Origin of the sequence: Paenibacillus sp. JJ-223 (assembly GCF_927798175.1) — a bacterium.
GTDB lineage: Bacteria > Bacillota > Bacilli > Paenibacillales > Paenibacillaceae > Paenibacillus > Paenibacillus hubeiensis.
Map to the genome: position 1 here is coordinate 399,982 of NZ_CAKMMP010000003.1, position 21,828 is coordinate 421,809.

A 21,828-nucleotide genomic window follows, 5' to 3' on the forward strand; every position below is an offset into this window, starting at 1 on the left:
GCAAAACGTTAAAGAGAAGAACCGTTGGGTTCTTTTTCTTTCGCTTACTTTGTGAAAATAATCACAAAAACAATTCTGAAATGATGTTATATTGAGATCAAGAAGAGATGGGAGTGATGATGATGAGAACCAACGAACAAGTTCAACTCACACAGGCGGACGATTTAACTCGATACATGCTTCAATTATGCTACACCTGTGAGGATGCATGCTTCTGTACAACGGAGGAAGAAGTGAGGGAATGCATGGCCAAACATGCGCAACAGGCTGATCCCGAACAAGCTGACGGCGCGGGAATCACTCGCGGATTCATGGATGAGATGTATGCATAGACTATAAAGTAATAGTAATCTCATGGCCCCTTTCAGGGGCTTTTTGATGTTGGAGAACCCGGCCTGAATTTGAATCCGGCTAACAAGTTCTGCGCCGAAGTGCATATACATTACTGAAAGAAGGGCCAAGACTACGGCTGTCCCAGAACGGAGGGGGAGACTTGGGAATTGAATCATCCTGGATGTTTGATTTTTTTGGAACCGTCTTTCCGGTCGTATTTGTCCTGATTATCGGTATCGTTCTTCTGTCGATGGGAAAAGAGATATGGAGGTGGGGGAAAAACAACGCCGAACCGCTGCTTACGGTTTCCTCGCGAATTACCGGAAGAAGAATGCAAGTCCAGCAATCGCACGCCGAACCCGGAAGCTCTGCCCGTACATTATACTATGTCACGTTTGAAGTCGAGAGCGGGGACCGAATGGAGTTCAGGGTTAGCGGCGAAGAATACGGCCTTTGCTCTGAAGGAGACGAAGGGCGTCTCTCTTTCAAGGGAACCCGTTATGTGGGATTTGAACGGAACAACCGACTGTATACGGAGCGCGTGCGCGGGTAATCGTTCAGCTTGTGCCTTAAAGGTGCAAGTTTTTTTTGCGTTCTCCTGTAAGAAAGTATTTCATGATTTAGATCGGAATGCGTTTCTTGATGGTGTATAAATGAGTAATAACGTTTATGATAAATGAATCATTGCAATTCAGGGAGGACAGAGGCATGTCATTTACAGATCAAGTTGTCATCGTTACGGGAGCCGCGCAAGGAATCGGAAGAAACGTGGCGGAGGCCTATGCGCTGGCGGGTGCCAAGGTGGTGCTTGCCGACCATCAGGAAGCCGAGGGAGCTGCCGCCGCAGCTTCGATCCGCCATGAAGGCGGAGAAGCTGTTTTTGTTCACTGCGACGTCCGAAAGGAAGAAGATATCATTCGGCTGGTGGGTACGGCGGTGAAGGAATTCGGGCGCGTGGACATTCTCATCAACAATGCCGGCGTGGCACGCTGGAAATCCCCTTATGATCTTACGGTAGACGAATGGGACGATGTGCTTAACACCAATGCTAGAAGCTGTTTTCTTGCGAGCCGTGAGGCGGCCAAATATATGAGAAACAATGAACGGGGCGGGTCCATCGTCAACATGGCATCCACGCGTGCTTTGATGTCCGAGCCTGACACGGAAGCGTATGCAGCATCCAAAGGTGCCATCGTGGCTCTCACTCATGCGCTCGCCATATCGCTTGGCAAGGATCGAATTCGGGTCAATTGTATCAGTCCGGGATGGGTCGAAACAGGAAATATAGACGAGTTGAAGCCGGAAGACCATGAGCAGCACCCTTCAGGTCGGGTTGGAGTCCCTTCGGATATTGCCCGCGCTTGTTTATATCTGACTGATCCGGACAATACCTTTGTCACGGGTACCAACCTGACGGTGGATGGAGGAATGACCCGGAAAATGATATATGAGGACTAGAACCGGGATGTTCTCCCGCTGATGCGTTTTGCTATGAAATGAAGCGGCCAAGCCCAAGTTAAGCACTTGGGCTTATTTGTTTTTGGTACTCCCGTTGCTATAATAGGTGTGATTTCAGAACAATACAGAGAAATGGAGGGAGAATATGCTCGGGAATCCATCCCGAAGAGGGCTGTGGCTTCTTTTGTTGATTGGAGGGATCATCATGACGGGTTTTGATTCATCTGAGGAAGATGACGCCAATATAAGGGCCGCGTGGGTATGGCAGGCTTCATCCATATACGACGGAGGTGAGGCCTTGCTTGCCCAGTCGGCCAAACATAACGTGAATCGACTGTATGTCAGCGTGGATATGAATTTGAAGCATGAGGTCTATCAATCTTTCATTGCGAAAGCAAGCAATGCGGGTATTGCGGTAGAAGCACTCGGCGGCGATCCGTCTTGGGGGGTCAAAGGCCGCGAGGGTCCCATGCTTGCGCTAGCTTCCTGGGTAAGCGAATATAACGCCTCGGTTGGACCGGAAGAACGGTTTGCAGCCCTTCATCTGGACGTTAAGCCCTATGTACTGCCGGCATGGAAGGACAATCCTGTCCCGTTGATCGAATCTTGGATGAACAATATGGAATTGCTCCATGAACGAGTGGAACAAGAAGGTTCGCTTCAGGTGAACGTAGACTTGCCGTTTTGGCTGGATTCGTACACCGTTGCAGGTCATAAAACATCGGAGGATACGGATAACGAACCGTTATCGCGTTGGTTCATGGATCGTTTCGACCAAATCACTTTATTAGTTTACCGCGATAATGCAGAGGGCAGCAATGGAATTATTCGACTGATTGAGCAGGAAATGAATTGGGCGCAAGACAGGAATGTGTCAATTACGGTCGGCGTAAATACCAAACCGATGCCTGGCGAAGAATTCACCAGTTTTGCAGGAAAGGGAACGGCCCGATTGGAGCAAGTGCTGTCGGAAGTCGCGAATTCGTTTGCGAATCATGCCTCCTACGCCGGAACGGCGGTCCATGACATTGTATATTGGGGGCAGCTTGATTCAAGCGAACCAAGCAAACCGGAAACGCCAGGCAACGAAACAGGCATTCGAGGGACCTATATTTGGGAGGCTTCGGAGGTGACGGATGACGGCGGTGAGCATATCCTCGAGTTTGCCAAAGCGCAGCGAATAAACTGGTTGTACGTTCGCCTAGATCTGGAGCAGCCGTATTCCAGCTACCGTTCGTTTGTGAAACGGGCTCACGCTCAGGGGATTCAGGTTCATGCCATGGGTGGCCATCCCATCTGGGCAAAGGAAGAAAACAGGCCCCGCATTCAACGTTTAGTCGATTACGTCAAAAACTATAACGCCGAAGCGCAACCAGAGGAGCGATTTGAGGGCATCCATCTGGATATCGAACCGTATACACTTCCCGAGTGGGAAGCGAACCGGGATCGACTTTTGACCGAATGGGCGAGCAATGTTGCTTATTTTCAGGAGGAGACAAAGAAGGACAGCCATTTGGAAACAAGCGTGGACTTGGCGGTTTGGCTGGATATCTATGAGTTGCCGGGCAAAGATATGTCGGTATCGGAGTTCATGATTCGTACCCTCGACCATGTATCGTTAATGGCATTCCGCAATAAGGCAGAGGGCTCGAACGGAATTGCGGCAGTGGTGAAGCAGGAAATGGAAATCGCGGATCGTCTGGGCAAAAAGCTGCTTGTCTCCGTGGAAATGAAAGAAAATCATGAAGGAGCGCACATCTCGTTCCATGACGTTGGCGCGGTCGAAATGGAACGTCAATTGGCTTTGCTTCCTGATCTGATTGGCGAGCATGCTGCCTATTACGGCAATGTGGTCCATGCATACGACTATTGGGTCGGAGCCAAGCCCTGAATGAAAAGCTTATATAGGAAACGCGAAATCTCGGGGTCCCCTGCGGGGGAGTTCCGGGATTTTTTTTGTGCCGATCGTGTCACAAAATGGGCATCAGCACAATACGATATACGGTGATGAAGAGCTCAACGAGGGAGGGAACGGTAATGGCTGTAATCAAGGCCAATACGAACGACGTCAGGCTGCTTGCGCGACTGATGAGAGCCGAAGCCGAAGGTGATGGCGATCAGGGTATGCTTATGGTAGGCAATGTCGGCGTCAACAGAGTGTTGGCAGATTGCCTGGATTTTGCCGACATCAGGGACATCAACCGTATGGTATTTCAGAATCCCGGAGGCTTTGAATCCACGCAAAAAGGCTACTTTTATCAGCGTGCAAGGCAATCCGAAATTCGCCTGGCCCAGCGCGTCATCAATGGCGAACGAATCTGGCCGGCCAGCAATTCGCTTTGGTTCTTCCGTCCGGCAGGCGAATGTCCGCCAACCTGGTTTAACCAGCAAAATACGGGACGATTCAAGGCACACTGTTTCTTCAGTCCGACTGGCGAAGATTGTCCGAGTGTATATTAAATTTGGGGAGGAATTAACATGATTAACCAACCTTATCAACCAACCATGCAATCTCCGGCCTATGGCCAACAAGCCAATTCTCAGGTGCAAGGATTATCCGCGTACAAAACGGGGAATGGCATGCCTTCCATGTCGCCGACGCCGGGTATGACCTCCATGTCACCCGCACCGGGCATGTCTTCCGTTTCGCCGACTGCAACCATGGTGTCTCCAACGGCTACCAGCGTGCCGCCGCTTGTTTCCAGCGGAGCGCCCATGACACCTGCCGGCGGCGTAGTCACAACAACGGCTCCCCAGTTCGAGCAGTCTTACATCGAGAACATTTTGCGCCTGAATCTCGGCAAATTCGGTACGTTCTACATGACCTATGAAGGAAACAAAGAATGGAACGCCCGCATTTTCCAAGGCATCATCGAAGCGGCTGGCCGGGACCATATCATTATCAGTGATCCAAAAACAGGCAAACGCATCATGCTGCTTATGGTGAACTTCGATTATGCAACATTCGATGAGCCGCTTACTTATCAATACCCTGGCGTGATCGGCAACGTTCCTCAAGCGCCAAGCAGATACTAATCCGCGTACGCGATAAATCAATACCAAAGGACATAACCAAGAACCGTTTCGATGCGGCATTCGTCGCAAAGAGCCGGTTCTTTTTTTCGAAACATTTAAAAGTAACCTTAATGTGATAAGATGGCACTTAATTAGTAGAACGGAACAAACCATTGGAAGGAGCAGACATCATTGAAGTCATGGATCGAAGCTGCCATCGAGGGAAAAGCGGAAGCTCAGGAACAATTAATGAAGCAATATCGGGGAATGGCCCTTGCGGTAGCGCGACGCCGGTTGGGGAGCATGCTGTGGGCAGAAGATGTGGTTCAAGAAGCGTTCGCCGAGGCTTTTGCAAACTTGGGTAAACTGGACAAGCCGGAAGCTTTTCCCGGATGGTTCAAAGTCATCGTGGAGAGGCAGTGCCATCGGCACGAAAGACGTAAACAACATACGGTCGTACCGATCACCGAGCTGCTGCATGTGGACTTGGACCGCGACTCGCGGCATAATCCGGAAGAGCAGGCGCTGTTGAACGAAAAATATCGGAGCCTGCATGATTCGATTGACGATTTGCCGTCGGCCTTGAGCAGGGTAGTCCATATGTTTTATTTTCAGGGTTACTCCCTAAAAGAAATCTCGGATGCGCTGAACGTGTCCGTATCGGCTTTGAAAAAAAGACTGTACGATGCCCGGGCAAAGCTTAGGCATTCATTACCCGTAACCGACATGTTAAATGTATTCAATGAACTGTATGAGGGAGGAAAACACATGCTTCATATCACGAACGGGGATCATGCGGCGGATCGAATCCGGCAAAGCGGAATCCAGGGAGAGGTCGTCGCTTGGCGCGAGCTGTATACGTTCGGTCCCGTATTTCCCGATATGAGCAAAAGAAACGAACGAGCACGCCGTGCAGACTATTTGGAAGCGCAATTGGGCATTCCGAAGTCGGAATACATGAAGATTCGAGAGCTGGAACAAAAACTGGATTCGTTGGATCGCCATCGGGAAGTGGTCCTATGGTTTGAATACGATCTATACGACCAGACGATGCTTTCTTATTTGCTGCATGTTCTTCATGAAAAAGGAGCAAATCAGGCGAAACTCCATTTGTTATGCCTGGATTCCCATCCGGAGATTTCCCGTTTTCGGGGACTTGGACAGCTCACGCCCGTGCAGATCGAACGTTTGTCGGGAACTTGGCATGTAATAGAGGAAGAGGAGATGGAGGCCGGACGCCGTTTCTGGGAAGCGTATGTGTCCCCTGATCCACAGGATCATGCCCGGTATTTGCTGGAAGACAAAGCTGCACTCCCATATGCGCAAGCGGCCTTTCAGGCCCATTTGTCGCGACTGCCTTCCACCGCCAACGGGCTTGGAATGATCGAACAGACGACCCTGGAAATCGTGAAAAACGGGACGGTTCATCCATTTGACGTATTCCAGCAAGTTTCCGAGAAACTTCACCTGCTTGGTCTGGGGGATTTACAATATTGGGCACATTTGCGGAGAATGGCTGACGGACCCCATGCTCTGCTGCATGTGGAGGGAGCAAACGCGTTTCCGAATTTTCGCCAGCAGGACGAATCATTCCGGTTCGCCGTCCTGGCTTTGACGGAGCTGGGTGAAAGGGTGCTGCATGGCGAAAGGGACGGGGCAGCACTCTGGACCGATGAATGGTGGATCGGCGGAATCATGACGGGAGCAGGCAAATCCTCGGATTGGAGATGGGATCCGGAAATTGGCGCTCTCGTGAATATCAGGGAAATGTAAAATGAAGAGCTTGTTTGCGTCGATTCGCTGTCATAGGACATGGATTGACTGTGTAGCTTAGAGTTATATAATAAAAGAAGCATATGTTTGCTATATTGCTAAAAGCAAGGGAGGTGAATCCATTGGGAAGTTGAAGCGGTGGATGAACGGCAGAACGGTTAATATCCTACAATTTCGAAGGAGGTGGACCTATTTGCCGAAGAGTGACGGCGAATAGGATGAACATTTGAGTGACCCCTTACCGAGTATTTTAAACTTGTTAGCAATTGCATTTTTGGTGCTGATGAATGGCTTTTTTGTCTCGGCTGAATTTGCCATGGTGAAGGTGCGCGGCAGCCGGATTGAAGCTTTGGTGGAAGCAGGAAACAAAAAGGCAGTTTATGCCTCCAATATCGTGAACAATCTCGATGCTTATTTGTCCGCTTGCCAATTGGGCATTACGTTGGCCTCGCTTGGGTTGGGATGGCTGGGGGAACCTGCCATTGCACATCTGCTTGAGCCGATGTTTACCGCATTTGGACTAGGTCCGATCTATGTACATGGAATCTCGATCGTGATTGCTTTTGTTATCATAACGATTTTGCATATCGTACTGGGGGAACTTGCTCCCAAAACGATGGCAATCCGCAAGTCCGAGACGATTACGTTGTGGTCTGCGGCATTGCTGACGTATTTTTACAAACTGATGTATCCGTTCATCTGGGCACTAAATGGCATGGCCAACAGCTTGCTCAAAGCGTTCCGCATGGCCCCGGTATCCGAACTCGATGAGGCCCATAGCGAAGATGAACTACGCATTCTGATGAAAGAAAGCAATAAGAGCGGTTTAATTGACAATACTGAATTGGCGCTTGTTGATAATATATTCGATTTTACGGCAACAACCGCCCGTGAAATCATGATTCCGCGGACGGAAATGATCTGTCTGAACGCCAATCAGTCCATGCTTGAAAATTTGGAGATTGCCAGTGAAAGCATGCGAACCCGCTATCCGGTCTATAATGGCGATAAAGACCATATTATCGGTTTTATCCATATCAAAGACTTGATGCGTTCCCAGCTTACGGACACCATTTCCATTATCAGGCCTATTCTCGCCGTGCCGGAATCCACGCCGATCAGCGAGCTCCTCAAACGCATGCAGCGCAGCAAAAACCAGATTGCCATCCTTATTGATGAATACGGAGGTACCTCCGGTCTGGTTACCCTTGAGGATATCATGGAAGAGATCGTGGGCGAGATTCAGGATGAGTTCGACCAAGAGCGTCCTACCTTTGTGAAGGTTGGTGAGACGGAATACTCCATTGACGGCCTGATGCTGATTGAAGAGGTCAATGGACTGTTGGGTTTGGAAATGGATCATGACGATTACGATACGATTGGAGGATGGCTGTACTCAAGAGTACAGACGATCCCTCCGGAAGTCGGGCAATCGGCAGAATACGACGGTTATGTATTTGTCATTCAGGAAACCGAGCATAAACGAATCTCCCGCGTTAGCGCGATCAGACTGGAGCAACTCTCCGAAGGAGAGGGAGCCTAAGACCCTGGGCTGCTTTGCTGACGTCATGCTAAAGGTTATCGGATGCAAGTATAAAAATAAAAGCTGCACAGTGGGAGCGTATCACTAGACGCCACTGTGCAGCTTTTTTTATGAAGGAACGAGAGAATACATAAAATGCTGTAAAAAAGTTAAGGCATTATTTTGAAACCTTTATTATGCTTGATTCGTTAAATAACTATGATTATCCCAAACTATGGAATTGGAGGAAAACCGAATGTCGACAAAGAACTTGCACCCGATTTTGAAAGCAACCCTTGCTGCAGCGATAATTGCACCAGCAGTATTTACAATTCCTGCTGCCAACGTAGAGGCGGCTACGGAGATCCAGCCATCTGTACAAGCGCCGGTCGCTCTCACAGCACCTCCACCAGAGTACCATAACATTCAGAGTTTAGCTCAACTGAAATACATTTATAATGCGGTTGGTGCGGTAACTCCCGGAGGGGGACTTACTGCAGTCGTAGCTACGACGACCTCGACCTATCAGAAAATGAGCTCGATCAAGGTAGACTATCGTCTTGAACGCTGGACAGGAACAAGCTGGGTGACGTATCGCTCGGATTCCGACTCGGCAACAAACGTATCGGTCTTAAATGCAAAGTCAAGCTGGACGGTGATCACCGGATATTATTATCGCGTGGTAAGCACACATACGGTACGTGACGGCTCCACTACCGAAACGACAACACATACCTCTCCAAGTACGCTTTTCTAATCCAAGCTAAGGATTGGTAGAAGGAAAACGTTGTTTCTGCAGGTCATTGGCAATGGCCAACATTTCTTCCTCGCTAACGGTGCCAAACAAGCTTACGTTGGTTGAACCCATCATCCATTGAAACGTATTATAAGGCGGTCCAAGGGACATAAATGCTTCACTGCCATCCTTTAAATCAACAACGCTTGTTTCTCTTAACATTGGACCTTCGACAATCTGTCCGGGATAGATCCATACATAGTCGAATTGGATCACTTCCTCTTTACCATCCTTGTCTGTACCGGAATAACGGACTCTCATGTGATCCGATTTCTCCGGATCAGGTGAATTTGCAGGCCGATCCCGATCCAGCAACAGTTCAAACGTAACATCAGTAAACCGCTCGGGGATTGCATTCGATAGCAAGAAGTCCCCAATGAATCCCGAGCGGGCTTCTTCCTCCGTTACTTCGACCGGGACAAACACCTGGGAAGTTTCCGCTTCTGCGTCCATATTGGGCTGATCCTGCTCTTCACTCGGGAAGATTTGCGGAGCTTCATCAATTCCACGTTCAGGTGGCGGTGCTGTCTTGGCATGCGATGGATCTGGAGTCATCAAATCGTTCGAACGATCCTGAATAATGATGGACTTTACCCCATTTCCCCAGTCTTTCATCGTCTGTACAAAAGGGGAAACCGCCTGCATGCCTGTAGGCATGCTGAAAATGACGGCACCTAGCATAATCGAAGCTGCCACTACTCCTGACAGTTTCAGCGTCCGCATTCTTTTTCTCTGTTTGCCCATTTTGTTGATTTCTCGCTGTACCTTGAGCCAGGAATCGCGCATATTCTCTGTAACGTCATTGTTGCCTTTTAAACTCGCTGGGGCAGAAGTCGCTTGCTCGAAAGCTTGGTCAAACGCGGCGTCAAAAGCTGCATCAAAAAATTCATCATCAAGTTCCGCATATTGATGGTTCTGTTTATCGAATTTGCCTTTGCTCAACGTTTCCACCCCATTCCTTATGTAATTGCTTCTTGATACTGCCCCTGGCTCTAAACAGGCGCTGTTTAACGATTTCCTCGGATGTATCCAACAGATCGGCCATTTCCCGATAGGACAAGCCTTGCTTCCAGCGCATTTCCACCAGCACCCGGTATTCAGGTTTGAGCTGGGCCAGATAATGTTCGATCGATTCCTGCATCATCTGCGTTTCAACGGTCGTTTCAACCGATGCGCTTGTTTGATTCATCGCCTCCATATCTATAAAAACACCGTCTACATCCAACTGGTTACGGTTTTTTTTATTTTTTCTCAAATAATTAATGGCCGTATTCCGGGTTACTACTTTCAGCCATGCCTTCAATTTGGCTTCATCCTCGAAAACCGGCTTGTTTTTAATAATTTTGATGAAGGCTTCCTGGATAATGTCTTCAGCAGCGCTGTATTCCTTGATCATATATACAATGAGTCCATGAACCATATTGTAATATTCGTAATATACTTCTTCCTGCAGTGCAGGGCTCAAATGGTGAAAATCGGAAGCTAACAATAATTGAAGCCGATTGGCCATGATGTTCTCCTTTCTGGCGAACAGTCCACAAACATTGGTATCCTTACATTTTACAACATGATATGGAAGGCTTACAATGGGTAGACAAGCAAATGGAACATGTCCGGCTGCATCCAAAAAAAGCCATCCTGCCCCATGGCCGCAAGGCTACGTGGGGCAGGACAGCCGGGAAGAAAAACGGAAACCGATGCTCTCAGAAAGCCCAATCCCCGTTGAGGAATACCGGCTCTCGGTCGCCGTTAGCCGTGATGCCGTAAATGCTCGTTTCAGGCGAACCCATCATGAAGTCGACATGAGTCATGCTTGAGTTCATGCCGCGGGCTGCAAGTTCCTCGGGAGACATCGTTTTACCGCCTTCCAGATTGGAAGCGTAAGAGCTGCCAATGGCAAGGTGGCATGAGGCATTCTCGTCGTACAGCGTGGTATAATACAAAATTCCGCTCTCCGAGATGGGAGAATGATACGGAACTAAAGCGACTTCCCCCAAATAATGGGATCCCTCATCCATATGAATCAGCCTCTCCAACGATTCCTGACCTTCTTCCGCATGATATTGGACTATACGCCCGTTTTGGAACGTTAGCGTAAACCGGTCAATGATGTTACCGCCGTAGCTCAGCGGTTTCGTGCTGGTTACCGTGCCGTTGACCCCTGTTCTGAGGGGAGCGGTGTAGACTTCTTCGGTAGGAATGTTGGCGACGAAAGGGGTGCCTTTTTCGTTTACGCTTCCAGCCTGCGCCCAAATATGACCTTCGGGCAGTTCCACCGTCAGGTCGGTACCTGGGGAAATGAAATGCAGTGCACGGTATTTTTTGCCGTTCAGCACCGAGGCTTTACTGTCGAGTCGTGCAATATGCTGTTCCCAGGCTTGCACGGGATCTTCCTGATCGGCTCGCACTGCAGCAAAAATCGCATCCCACAGCCGGGCTACCGAATCCTCGGCAGGAAGGCCGGGAAATACCTTGGTTGCCCAGGCCGGAGAAGGGCATGCAACGCCGGTCCAGCTCATTTTGTCGGCTTGCAAATATCGTCTGTAGGTGGACATGGCTTGCCCGAAGGCGCGCTGATGGGCGGCGATGCGCTTCGGATCAATGCCTTTCATGGCATCCGGCCCGGAAGAGAGCACCGTGAGGAAGACCGCATTGTTTTCAGCCAGTTCCTGCACTTCCCGGGCATGCCATACTGGAGGTTCCTCCAGCACGGCTTCGTCAGCCTTTTCCAATCTCAGCCGATTGACGGTTTCGTCCGAATATTTCACGATGACCTGTTTGGCGCCGGCTTCGTATCCTTTTCGTGTCAATAGATGCACGAATTCAGCAGCATCAATCATGGCATTGATGACAAACACTTGTCCAGGCTGCACGTTCGCTCCGACTTTAACGGCCAGTTCGGCGTAACGGTCCAATTTTTGTTCAAACGTCAACATTTTCTGTTTTCCGCCTTTCTTTTTCTATTTGGTCTTCCGGTCACATCGAAAGACAAAAATAGAGAGGAGGCGAGCTCCTCTCCATGCTATTCGATCATGATTTAGAAAGCCCAGTTGCCTTTACGGAAGATCGGTTCTTCCGTTCCGTCCGCAGTCACGCCGTTGATGTCCATTTCGCCCGAACCAATCATGAAGTCGACATGAGTCAGACTGGAATTCAACCCGCTTTCCGCCAATTGCTGCTGAGACATCGTTTTACCGCCTTCCAGACAGAACGCATAGGCATTGCCGATGGCGAGATGGTTCGATGCATTTTCGTCAAACAAGGTGTTGAAGAACAAAATATTTGTATCGGAAATCGGCGATTGATGCGGCACTAGAGCCACTTCGCCAAGGTAATGAGCACCCTCGTCCATTTCGACCAGGCTTTTCAATGCTTCCAGTCCTTGTTCGGCCGTATAATCCACGATCCGCCCGTTTTCGAATGTAATGGAGAAACCGTCGATCAAATTACCGCCATAGCTCAGTGGTTTTGTGCTGCGAACGGTGCCGTTAACTCCGGTTTTGAGCGGAGCCGTAAATACTTCCTCTGTTGGCATGTTTGCGACGAAAACATGTCCTTGTTCATTGATGCTGCCGCCGGATACCCACAGATGTCCTTCCGGAAGCTCGATCGTCAGATCCGTTCCAGGTGCGGTATAATGCAATTTTTTGTATTTCTTCGAATTCAGCAGCTCGGCGCGGGAGTCGAGGTTTTGCAAATGGCTCTTCCATTCGGCAACGGCATCCTGATCGCCGATTCGAACGGTTTTGAAAATAACGTCCCACAATTTTTCGACTTGTTCGTTCTCCGGCAGATCCGGGAATACTTTGGCAGCCCATTCCGCAGACGGTACGGCCACGATGGACCAACTGAATTTGTCGGCCATTTGATACTCGCGATATTTCTCCAGCGCTTTGGCGCGCACCTTTTGCGTCGTGACGATGCGTTCCTGCGGAACGCCGTTCAGCAGGTCCGGGTTCTCGGCGATGACGTGCAGTACGGCTGCGCCATTTTCCACGAGTTCGGTCATTTCACCGGCAAACCACTTCGGTTCGATCGAGAACGCTTCGTCCGGGGCCAAATCATAGTGGATGCGGGTCACTGTTTCATCGCTCCAGTTGACCTTTACGAGCTTGGCGCCCACGCTGTAAGCTTCTTTAACGATGAGACGCACGAAATGCGCGGCCGAGATCGGAGCGTTTACGACCAGCGTTTGTCCCTGATGGACATTGACGCCGACTTGGACGGCCAGAGCAGCATATTGCTGCAGTTTTTTTTCAAATGAGTTCATGCTATGTTCTCCTCCAGTATGATAGAAATGTTGTAGCTCAAGTGTTGCGTCCCCATTAAGTGTATGTAAGGAATGGTTCCTTCATTAATTAAGGTATACGTTGCTACAATATATATTGTACAATTAACCAATAATAATTACCAAACCCCATTTGAACAAAATGGGGTGAACTGGCGCAAGACCAGAGAGCAAAAGGAGAGAATGACGGTGAATGTTGTGATTGTTTCCGCCGAAATGCATCGCGGCGACGAGATGATGTTTGTGGGAAGTACGGTATTTCGGGCAGAGGGCGATAAGTCCCTTTACGAAATTACGTTTATGAGCAAGAACGGAAAGGACTGGGATTACAGTTTGCATTTCACGGAAGAGTCCGGGGATGAAGAGGAATTGCTGCGCATGGACGAGCTGCTGGAGAACGATGACGATCTTTATAACATGCTGCTGGATGCCGCTTTGGATGCATATCCTGCTTGATTTTGGATGAAATTGGTTCTAACCCCGTGTTGAACAGACTATACTAGACGGTGTGTGCCTGTACTTGGCATGCATCGTCTGTTTTTTTGATGCTTCGAATGAACTGTTGCAAAAAGGGAAGTCTACGACAGAGCAACGCAATCCGGGTCACGATCGCCTGAAGAGGAGGTAAGCGTGTATGTCATTAGACCAATGGTTTACATCCGGCATGACAGGGCTTGAAGAAGTCGCGCACGATATCCTCAGTATGCGGACGCTATTTGTCAATGTTGTGTTTGTCGGGGAAAAAGGAAGCAGGAACTGGATTCTTGTCGATACAGGCATGACGTCGTTTGCCGAGGACATCAAACAGGCTGCAGAACATAGATTTGCAGGCCCGCCTTCTGCGATTATACTGACCCATGGCCATTTCGACCATGTGGGAACGGTGATCGAGTTGGAGCAGTTTTGGGGAGTGCCGGTGTATGCCCATCCATTGGAAATGCCTTATTTGACGGGACAAAAGGATTATCCGCCGGCCGATCCGTCCGTGGGCGGCGGCCTGATGTCCAGATTGTCGTTTGCCTATCCGAACGAAGCCATTAATTTGGACGATCGCGTGTTCTGCCTGCCAAAAGATCATTCTGTGCCCGGAGCTCCTGGCTGGCGCTGGATCCATACGCCTGGCCATACGCCGGGACATATTTCGCTGTTCCGGGATGCAGACCGCTGCCTGATTGCCGGAGACGCCATCGTAACGGTGAAGCAGGAATCGTTATGGAACGTGCTTCTGCAGGATTTGCAGATGCACGGGCCTCCAGCCTATTTTACGACAGATTGGGATGCGGCCCATCGCTCGGTCAGTTGCTTGCGAAGCCTTCAACCGGAAGTCATCGTCACCGGGCACGGACATGCGCTTCGCGGAACGGCGTTAACGGATTCATTAGAGAAGCTGGATGAAACGTTTGAAGACCAGATCGTACCGGAACACGGCAAGTTTGTGGATTGACCGTTACAATGGTGACATACGGCGGCCTGCGATGATCTGCAGCCGTCTTTAATTTTGCCGGATGAGTTTATCTGAAGGCGAGAAGACTCCCTCCTCAAAAGCCTCAGCTTTAGGTGGGGGATGAATCGCCATCTTTTCTATTCAGAACCGAACATATGTGCTATAATAACTGCAAGGAACGGAGGTGTATGGCATGCTCTTCCATAAAGCATACAAGTATCGGATCTACCCCAATCGTGAACAGCAGAAGCTAATCCATCAGATGTTTGGATGTTGCCGTTTTGTGTTCAACTATTTTCTGGGACAATGGAAGGATACGTTTGATGCCACAGGCAAGGGCTTGTCGTACCATGCTTGTGCCACTCAGCTTCCAGGTCTAAAGCAAGAACATCCTTGGTTGAAAAAAACGGACAGTATTGCCCTACAATCGGCTGTTCGGCATGTAGCCGATAGCTTTGATCGTTTTTTCAAGAAGCAGACGCAGGCTCCGCGTTTCAAAAACCGTAAACATCCGGTTCAAAGCTACACGACCCGATATACCAATGGAAATATCGCTGTGAATGGGAGGGAGCTCAAGCTCCCCAAGCTGGGGTGGCTGCGTTTTGCAAACTCCCGCCCCTGTGTAGGACGCATTCTCTCGGCTACGGTACGGCGAAATGCCGCGGGGAAGTATTTTGTTTCGCTCGTCTGTGAAGTGGAGATGGAGCCCTTACCGCATAACGAGAAGTCGGTAGGGATCGATCTGGGACTAAAAACGTTTGCGGTATCGTCCGAGGGTATGCGGGATACTCATCCAAAAGCCTGGAGCCAATATGAAAAGAAGTTGGCAAGCTGGCAGCGGAGGCTGGCCCGGCGTACGAAAGACGGATTCAATTGGCAAAAAGCCAAACGGAAGATCGCTCTGATCCACGAGAGAATGGCGAATATCCGCCATGACTTTTTGCACAAGCTGTCCACCAAGCTGATCCGTGAAAACCAAACGATCAGCACCCTCGGACTTAAAAGTTTCTAACATGCTCAAGAATCACAAGCTGGCCAAATCGATCGCCGATGCGTCCTGGAGTGAGTTCAGAAGGCAGCTCACGTATAAAGCGGAATGGTACGGGCGCACCCTCAAGATTGCGGATAGATTTGCTCCGACAAGTCAAACCTGCCATGTATGCGGAGCACTGCACCGAGAGGTGAAAGATCTTTCGGTACGGCAATGGGTGTGCCCATCCTGCGAGACCCTCCATGATCGGGATGTCAATGCAGCCCGAAACATTAAGGATGTTGCCATATCAATCGTCATATCGCCCGAGAACTGTGGGGACCACAGGGATCGCTTGGTCCACTTCGAACCAAGAGGTTCGATTACCCAAGAATCCCCCACTTCAAGCGAAAGCTAAGTGGTGGGAGTGTTCAATCTCTATCATAGATTGGTATTTTTGCCGAAGTCATGATATAGTCGAGCCGTATAGTTATAACCTTAGAATGCAGGAGGTACATAATCCATGACACGACAGAATTCGGCAGTGGAAGGGCAATTCGGGGGCATCCCGGCTATCTGGCTTCATTATGGCGCGTTTGAAGCGGCCGTTATTCCAAGCATCGGCGCTAATTTGGTTGCATTCCGCGATGTGGAGCGCGGCCATCGTTACTTGCGCGAACCGAATGAGGCAAGGATCGAAGAGTTCAAGGCAGCGCCTGCGGTATACGGAATCCCGGTGTTGTCTCCGCCGAACCGTTACGAAGACGGACGTTTTCCTTGGGACGGGAAGGTATACCAGTTACCCGTCAACGAACCGGCTACGGGCAACCATTTGCACGGCTTTTTGCATGATATCGAATGGAAGGTTGAAGGATATGGCTCCGACGATCTTGAGAGCTATGTATTGTTGAGCCAGCAAGTGAAGGAAGGGCATGTTTTCCATAAATATTTGCCGTTTACGTTTACGGTAACCTTGCGCTACTCTCTTAGCGTCGACGGGCTTCAAATTCAGTTGAAAGCACGTAATGAGGGTGCAGAACGCATGCCTGCCCTGTTTGCTTTCCATACGGCGATCAACGTGCCTTTCGTGCCGGATAGCGCAGCATCCGACTATACGGCGAAAATTACGATTGGACAACGCCGCGAACTGAATGGACGTTCTTTGCCGACAGGCCAATTTCAACCGCTTTCACCGGAAGAGCAGCAAATGAAGGCTGAAGGGGTCAGCCCATTCTTCGAGGCGATGGATCATCATTACACGTCGGAACCTCAGGATGGCCGCAATTATATGGAGCTGACCAACCTGCGTACAGGGGACAAGCTCGTATATGATGTGGGAACGGCATACAAGCACTGGATGATCTGGAACAACAACACGGAAGGCGGATTTTTCTGCCCCGAGCCGCAAATGAACCTGGTAAACGCACCAAACCTGCCTGAAATTCCCGCAGAAGAAAGCGGTTTGATCGGCCTGGAGCCAGGGGAACTGTTTGAACAGTCGAGCCGCCTGTATCCGATTCGTCCACGCAACTAAGTTTTGCTTTTTTGTGATGCGCTTACATCTTTGTCGAAAAGGTGAAAGTTTGCACGGCAATCATGTATAATATGACAAGATACGCAAGCTCTGCCCATGAAATCATTCATATTTGGAAAGCTCGAAACCATCTTTCCGGAGGAGGACAAGCAAGTGGAATATCGCATTGAGAGAGATACGCTAGGTGAAATGAAAGTGCCCGCAGACAGACTGTGGGGAGCTCAAACGCAACGGAGCAAGGAGAACTTTCCGATCGGGAACGAACAGATGCCGATGGAGGTTGTGCGAGCTCTCGCTATATTGAAAAAAAGTGCTGCAGCCAGCAACCACTCTCTGGGCAAGCTGTCTGCGGATAAAGCAGCGGCCATTGCTGAGGCTGCCGATGAAATTATCGCCGGACGCATCGATGACCATTTCCCACTCGTTGTTTGGCAAACCGGAAGCGGCACCCAGTCCAACATGAACGTGAACGAGGTCATTGCCAACCTGGGCAACCGATTGCTGGAGCAAAAAGGCAAAGAAGAGCGCCTGCATCCGAATGATGACGTTAACATGTCCCAAAGCTCGAACGATACGTTCCCTACGGCACTGCATGTGGCCGGTGTCATTGCTGTTGAGGATCAGCTGCTCCCGGCGATCGCCGTGCTCAAAAAAACGCTGAACGAGAAAGCGGAAGCGTTCAAGGATATCATCAAAATCGGCCGTACGCATCTGCAGGATGCCACGCCGATCACGCTTGGACAAGAAATCAGCGGCTGGTCCGCTATGCTCGACAAGAGCGAGCGCATGATTCGCGACAGCGTGCAGTATATGAAGGAGCTTGCCATCGGGGGCACCGCTGTCGGCACAGGAATCAATGCCCATCCTGACTTTGGCGACCTGACCGCAAAGGAAATCGGCAAACATACCGGCAAGGATTTCGTGTCTGCTCCGAACAAATTCCATGCGCTGACAAGCCATGACGAAGTCGTATATGCGCATGGGGCGGTAAAAGCGCTTGCGGCAGACCTCATGAAAATCGCCAATGACGTACGCTGGCTTGCGAGCGGTCCGCGCAGCGGTCTGGGCGAGATTCGCATTCCGGAAAATGAGCCGGGCAGCTCGATCATGCCTGGTAAAGTGAATCCAACGCAGAGCGAAGCCATGACGATGGTGGTTACGCAGGTTATGGGCAATGATGCTGCCATCGGATTTGCCGCAAGCCAGGGGAATTTCGAGCTGAACGTGTTTAAGCCGGTCATCATCTATAACTTCCTGCAATCCGTTCAATTGTTAGCCGATTCCATCATAGCGTTCAATGACAAATGTGCCGTTGGCATTGAACCGAACCTGGACCAAATTCAGCATAACCTGAATAACTCGCTGATGCTGGTCACTGCGCTAAACCCGCACATCGGTTATGAGAATGCGGCGAAAATTGCCAAGCTTGCGCACAAGGAAGGGCTCTCTCTGAAGGAAGCTGCCTTGCAGACGGGTTTGCTGACCGAAGAGCAATTTGATCAATACGTCGACCCGGCAAAAATGATCGCACCCAAAGCCTGATCTATTTCATAGCCAAGGGTATGGTTAACTTGCTTGGCGTTGATCTTTGTTACGAAGGACCTGCGGTTGGCAGGTCCTTTTACCATGATATTTAAAAGTTTTTCAGTCCATGGATGCGTCGAATAACGATCGTTCTACACCATGATTAACCAAATTACATGCATTCACACAAAATACGGATCCATAGAATACGCATGCGCATTGAACGACGTTTCCCAACCAACTTTGGTCGTTGGACGTTACGGTGCGGCAGCCAAATTCAATGGTTGCGATATTGTGCGTTCCACTGGAGGTCCCCATGCTGCCCAAAATGCAAAGATTCTCGATACGCTCCAAAATTTTGCTGGGATATCTCGTCGTACTCCTGTTATTCGGTATCTCGCTCTCCGTTTTATCGGTACAGATCCATACTTTACAGGAAGAAAACGATTATATTAGCCATCATGATCTTGAAGTACATAATCTGACCAATGCCATTGAAAAAAACGTGCTGAACATGGAAACCGGACAGCGCGGATATATGCTTACCGGTGACGAGGATTATCTTGAACCTTATCGGTCGGCCAATTCGGAATGGAATTCGAATTACAATCTTCTCTATGAACTGATCGGCGACAACCCCACCCAGCAGCGCAACCTGGAAATGATTCGGAACCATATCGAGCGCTGGCTGGAGGTTCGGGGGAACCTGCGATTGCGTTGAAGAAAGAAGGAAGTCCAGGCGAAGTGCTCGCCTTTTTTCGGGCTGACCCCGGAAAAAACGAAATTGATCTTCTTCGCGACCAATTAACCCGGTTTCGGAATACGGAGTTACAATTGACGGATGCCCGCGTATCCGAACTTTCCGATCGTTCCTCCGTGTTGTTAAAAGTCATTTACGCCCTCTGGTTCGCAATCACGGCGATTTCCGTTGCCGCTGCTCTCGCGATCTCCGGCAATATCGTAAAAACGTTGAAAGAAGTGATTCAGACGATCAGCGACATCTCACGCGGCGGAAGTCTGACTCAACGGGTTCATGTACGTTCGAGGGACGAAGTCGGCGATCTGGGGATGGAAACCAACCGGCTTTTGGATACTGTTCAGGAACAGAATCGGATTAAGGAGCGCATTGCAGCAATGGCCACGATGCTGCAAAACCAGGCCAGTCTTGAATCGCTGTCCCAATTGTACCTGAACCACCTGTCGATCGTTTTGGAGGTCCCTTACGGGGTGCTCTATCATTGGAATAAACATCAACAGTTGACCAATCTGGCATCCTACGCCGCAAGTGGAGAATTGCTTAAACCGAATCAAACCGTATTAAATGTCGGCGAAGGACTCGTCGGACAATGCGTGGCCGAAAAACGGATGCTGCACTTGCATGATCTGCCGCCTGGTTATATCCGTATCAGTTCTGGTCTGGGGTATGCGGAAGCACGCTCATTGACGGTAGCTCCCGTATTATTCGAAGGCAAAGTGATCTCGGTCGTCGAGATTGCCGCTCTCCAGCCTTTGTCTCCGGATCAAGCGGCTGTGCTGAGCGAGTTGAATGAGATTTTCGGAGTATCCCTGCACTCTGTCATGACGCGCATGGAACTTCAGCAGTTGTATGATGAATCCCAAGTGTTAAACGAGGAGCTGCAGGCCCAATCGGAGAGGTTGCAGCAGCAGACCGAAGAGATGGCTTCCCAAACGGAGGAGCTTCAGATGCAGACCGAGGAACTTCACGTCCTCAACGATCGCCTCGAAGAGCAAAAGAGCGCTGCCGAATTATCGGCGAGCGAAATGGCCGTTCTGGCAGAGCAATTGCGTGCTAGTTCGGGGTACAAATCGGAATTTTTGGCGAATATGTCTCATGAATTGCGCACGCCGCTCAACAGCATGCTTATATTGTCCGAAATCCTTGCTGCGAACAAACAGGGGCATCTGGATGCGGAAGAACAGAAATATGCTTCGGTCATTCACGCGTCCGGCAAGGATTTGCTGCACCTGATTAATGACATTCTGGATCTGTCGAAGGTTGAAGCCGGCAAAATGGACATGGCCTGGAGTAACGTAAGGATTGCCGACTTGCCTGAGGCCATGTACCGGTACTTTCAAAAAATGGCGGAACAAAAAGGGCTTGATTTTCGCATTATATTGCAAGGGGAACTTCCCGAGTACATTGAAACCGACGAGATGCGTTTGCAACAAATTTTGCGGAATTTGCTCTCCAATGCATTCAAGTTTACAAGTAAAGGCGAAGTAATTCTTACGATTTCCCGCATGCATTTGGAAGGCTCCCATAAGGACGGGAAACCGGCCGAGGTTGTCTCTTTCTCCGTAAGCGATACGGGGATCGGGATCCATGAAGATCAGCTGCAGCCCATTTTTGAAGCGTTCAAACAAGCAGATGGGGCCACTGCGCGAAAATACGGCGGGACGGGGCTCGGATTGTCCATATCCCTGTCGCTTGCCAACCTGTTAGGCGGTTCCATTTCAGTGACGAGCCGGATCGGCGAAGGGAGCACGTTCTCGCTAATTCTGCCATTGAACAGGGACAATGGCGTTGTTTCGTTATCTCCATCAGATGCGCATGGCGCGAGGTTATTCTTGAATGAGGCGGCTGCTGCAGCCGAACGTTCGGGTCAAAATTCGATGGACGAAGAACCCGATTGGAAAACGGACCCTTGGTTAACGCCGTTGGAGAAAACGCTGCTTCATGACAAGGAAGTATTCGTCGTAGACGATGACATCCGCAACGTATATGCGCTTGCGAATGCACTTGAGCAATACGGCATGAAGATTGCGACGGCCCAGAACGGGCATGAATGCCTGGAGATGCTGGAGCGGGGAGAGGTTCGGCCGGATATCATCATGATGGACATCATGATGCCGGAATTGGACGGGTACGAAGCGACGCGGCAGATCAGAAACAGACTGGGAATGACGCGAATTCCGATCATTGCGCTGACTGCCAAGGCGATGAAGGAAGATCGCGATAAATGCCTGGCTGCAGGAGCTTCGGACTACATTAGCAAACCGCTTAACATGAGCGAAGTGATTTCCCGCATGAAATTATGGCTGGGGAGTTAAAGGAACAGACGCAAGGCGGATGATCAACATGCGGGCTTGAAAAAAACTACACCAATACGCTGCACGATATGCAATCCAAGAAGCTTCCACAGCATGGCT

At 49.9% G+C, this 21,828-nt stretch carries 19 protein-coding genes and 1 pseudogene; 16 read left to right on the plus strand and 4 right to left on the minus strand.

Annotated elements, in window-relative coordinates:
• Positions 1-116: 116 nt before the first annotated feature.
• From L6H98_RS08070 to L6H98_RS08110, 9 genes are all read left to right on the plus strand, one after another.
• On the plus strand, positions 117-332 hold the full coding sequence (locus tag L6H98_RS08070) for a hypothetical protein (RefSeq protein ID WP_236414191.1): 216 nt from the start codon (positions 117-119) through the stop codon (positions 330-332).
• A gap of 161 nt (positions 333-493) precedes the next feature.
• Positions 494-886, plus strand: coding sequence for a DUF2500 domain-containing protein (locus L6H98_RS08075; protein ID WP_236414193.1), 393 nt, complete (start codon positions 494-496; stop codon positions 884-886).
• Positions 887-1,041: 155 nt separating this feature from the next.
• Positions 1,042-1,791, plus strand: coding sequence for a glucose 1-dehydrogenase (locus L6H98_RS08080; RefSeq protein WP_236414195.1), 750 nt, complete (start codon positions 1,042-1,044; stop codon positions 1,789-1,791).
• A 205-nt stretch (positions 1,792-1,996) separates the two neighbouring features.
• Positions 1,997-3,682 carry a hypothetical protein gene (locus L6H98_RS08085; RefSeq protein WP_236414197.1) on the plus strand — a complete coding sequence of 562 codons (1,686 nt, stop codon included), beginning with the start codon at positions 1,997-1,999 and terminating at the stop codon, positions 3,680-3,682.
• A 146-nt stretch (positions 3,683-3,828) separates the two neighbouring features.
• Complete coding sequence (locus tag L6H98_RS08090; protein ID WP_236414199.1) at positions 3,829-4,251, plus strand: cell wall hydrolase; 423 nt, start codon at positions 3,829-3,831, stop codon at positions 4,249-4,251.
• 174 nt (positions 4,252-4,425) lie between these two features.
• The gene (gene gerQ, locus L6H98_RS08095) at positions 4,426-4,827 is read left to right on the plus strand and encodes a spore coat protein GerQ (RefSeq protein ID WP_236414367.1); all 402 of its coding nucleotides are present in this window, start codon (positions 4,426-4,428) and stop codon (positions 4,825-4,827) included.
• Between the two features lie 171 nt (positions 4,828-4,998).
• The gene (locus L6H98_RS08100; RefSeq protein WP_236414201.1) at positions 4,999-6,579 is read left to right on the plus strand and encodes a sigma-70 family RNA polymerase sigma factor; all 1,581 of its coding nucleotides are present in this window, start codon (positions 4,999-5,001) and stop codon (positions 6,577-6,579) included.
• 247 nt (positions 6,580-6,826) lie between these two features.
• Positions 6,827-8,122: a hemolysin family protein gene (locus tag L6H98_RS08105; RefSeq protein ID WP_290371428.1), complete on the plus strand. Its 1,296-nt coding sequence runs from the start codon at positions 6,827-6,829 to the stop codon at positions 8,120-8,122.
• Between the two features lie 235 nt (positions 8,123-8,357).
• Positions 8,358-8,858 (plus strand): hypothetical protein, encoded by a 501-nt coding sequence (locus L6H98_RS08110; RefSeq protein WP_236414204.1) that lies wholly within the window; start codon positions 8,358-8,360, stop codon positions 8,856-8,858.
• A gap of 6 nt (positions 8,859-8,864) precedes the next feature.
• On the opposite strand, the gene L6H98_RS08115 is transcribed toward L6H98_RS08110, so the two are convergent.
• The 4 genes from L6H98_RS08115 to L6H98_RS08130 all read right to left on the minus strand — a co-directional run bounded on the left by L6H98_RS08115 (position 8,865) and on the right by L6H98_RS08130 (position 13,167).
• A complete protein-coding gene (locus L6H98_RS08115; protein ID WP_236414205.1) occupies positions 8,865-9,839 on the minus strand; it encodes a hypothetical protein in 975 nt (324 codons plus the stop codon).
• On the minus strand, positions 9,817-10,407 hold the full coding sequence (locus L6H98_RS08120) for an RNA polymerase sigma factor (protein WP_236414207.1): 591 nt from the start codon (positions 10,405-10,407) through the stop codon (positions 9,817-9,819). The genes L6H98_RS08115 and L6H98_RS08120 overlap by 23 nt, the downstream gene beginning before the upstream one ends.
• Before the next feature lie 193 nt (positions 10,408-10,600).
• Complete coding sequence (locus tag L6H98_RS08125; protein ID WP_236414209.1) at positions 10,601-11,833, minus strand: aminopeptidase; 1,233 nt, start codon at positions 11,831-11,833, stop codon at positions 10,601-10,603.
• Between the two features lie 101 nt (positions 11,834-11,934).
• The gene (locus L6H98_RS08130; RefSeq protein WP_236414211.1) at positions 11,935-13,167 is read right to left on the minus strand and encodes an aminopeptidase; all 1,233 of its coding nucleotides are present in this window, start codon (positions 13,165-13,167) and stop codon (positions 11,935-11,937) included.
• A 201-nt stretch (positions 13,168-13,368) separates the two neighbouring features.
• On the opposite strand from L6H98_RS08130, the gene L6H98_RS08135 reads away from it, so the two are divergent.
• The 7 genes and pseudogenes from L6H98_RS08135 (at position 13,369) to L6H98_RS08165 (ending at position 21,729) form a co-directional block, all read left to right on the plus strand.
• The gene (locus tag L6H98_RS08135) at positions 13,369-13,641 is read left to right on the plus strand and encodes a hypothetical protein (protein ID WP_236414212.1); all 273 of its coding nucleotides are present in this window, start codon (positions 13,369-13,371) and stop codon (positions 13,639-13,641) included.
• Positions 13,642-13,819: 178 nt separating this feature from the next.
• The gene (locus L6H98_RS08140) at positions 13,820-14,629 is read left to right on the plus strand and encodes an MBL fold metallo-hydrolase (protein WP_236414215.1); all 810 of its coding nucleotides are present in this window, start codon (positions 13,820-13,822) and stop codon (positions 14,627-14,629) included.
• Positions 14,630-14,822: 193 nt separating this feature from the next.
• Positions 14,823-15,909 (plus strand): annotated as a pseudogene (gene tnpB, locus L6H98_RS08145) (IS200/IS605 family element RNA-guided endonuclease TnpB); the annotation flags it as partial.
• A gap of 213 nt (positions 15,910-16,122) precedes the next feature.
• On the plus strand, positions 16,123-17,133 hold the full coding sequence (locus L6H98_RS08150; RefSeq protein WP_236414216.1) for an aldose 1-epimerase: 1,011 nt from the start codon (positions 16,123-16,125) through the stop codon (positions 17,131-17,133).
• Between the two features lie 153 nt (positions 17,134-17,286).
• Positions 17,287-18,675, plus strand: a complete 1,389-nt coding sequence (fumC, locus tag L6H98_RS08155; RefSeq protein WP_236414218.1) for a class II fumarate hydratase — start codon at positions 17,287-17,289, stop codon at positions 18,673-18,675.
• A 298-nt stretch (positions 18,676-18,973) separates the two neighbouring features.
• Positions 18,974-19,378 (plus strand): CHASE3 domain-containing protein, encoded by a 405-nt coding sequence (locus L6H98_RS08160; RefSeq protein ID WP_236414219.1) that lies wholly within the window; start codon positions 18,974-18,976, stop codon positions 19,376-19,378.
• Complete coding sequence (locus L6H98_RS08165; protein WP_236414220.1) at positions 19,375-21,729, plus strand: response regulator; 2,355 nt, start codon at positions 19,375-19,377, stop codon at positions 21,727-21,729. The genes L6H98_RS08160 and L6H98_RS08165 overlap by 4 nt, the downstream gene beginning before the upstream one ends.
• Positions 21,730-21,828: the final 99 nt, after the last annotated feature.

Coding starts and splice junctions, on each gene's coding strand:
- L6H98_RS08070 (WP_236414191.1), top strand. CDS start 117: ATGATGATGAGAACCAACGAACAAGTTCAACTCACACAGGCGGACGAT.
- L6H98_RS08080 (WP_236414195.1), top strand. CDS start 1,042: ATGTCATTTACAGATCAAGTTGTCATCGTTACGGGAGCCGCGCAAGGA.
- L6H98_RS08085 (WP_236414197.1), top strand. CDS start 1,997: ATGACGGGTTTTGATTCATCTGAGGAAGATGACGCCAATATAAGGGCC.
- L6H98_RS08090 (WP_236414199.1), top strand. CDS start 3,829: ATGGCTGTAATCAAGGCCAATACGAACGACGTCAGGCTGCTTGCGCGA.
- gerQ (WP_236414367.1), top strand. CDS start 4,426: ATGTCTTCCGTTTCGCCGACTGCAACCATGGTGTCTCCAACGGCTACC.
- L6H98_RS08110 (WP_236414204.1), top strand. CDS start 8,358: ATGTCGACAAAGAACTTGCACCCGATTTTGAAAGCAACCCTTGCTGCA.
- L6H98_RS08120 (WP_236414207.1), bottom strand. CDS start 10,407: ATGGCCAATCGGCTTCAATTATTGTTAGCTTCCGATTTTCACCATTTG.
- L6H98_RS08125 (WP_236414209.1), bottom strand. CDS start 11,833: ATGTTGACGTTTGAACAAAAATTGGACCGTTACGCCGAACTGGCCGTT.
- L6H98_RS08130 (WP_236414211.1), bottom strand. CDS start 13,167: ATGAACTCATTTGAAAAAAAACTGCAGCAATATGCTGCTCTGGCCGTC.
- L6H98_RS08135 (WP_236414212.1), top strand. CDS start 13,369: ATGACGGTGAATGTTGTGATTGTTTCCGCCGAAATGCATCGCGGCGAC.
- L6H98_RS08140 (WP_236414215.1), top strand. CDS start 13,820: ATGTCATTAGACCAATGGTTTACATCCGGCATGACAGGGCTTGAAGAA.
- L6H98_RS08150 (WP_236414216.1), top strand. CDS start 16,123: ATGACACGACAGAATTCGGCAGTGGAAGGGCAATTCGGGGGCATCCCG.
- L6H98_RS08160 (WP_236414219.1), top strand. CDS start 18,974: ATGCTGCCCAAAATGCAAAGATTCTCGATACGCTCCAAAATTTTGCTG.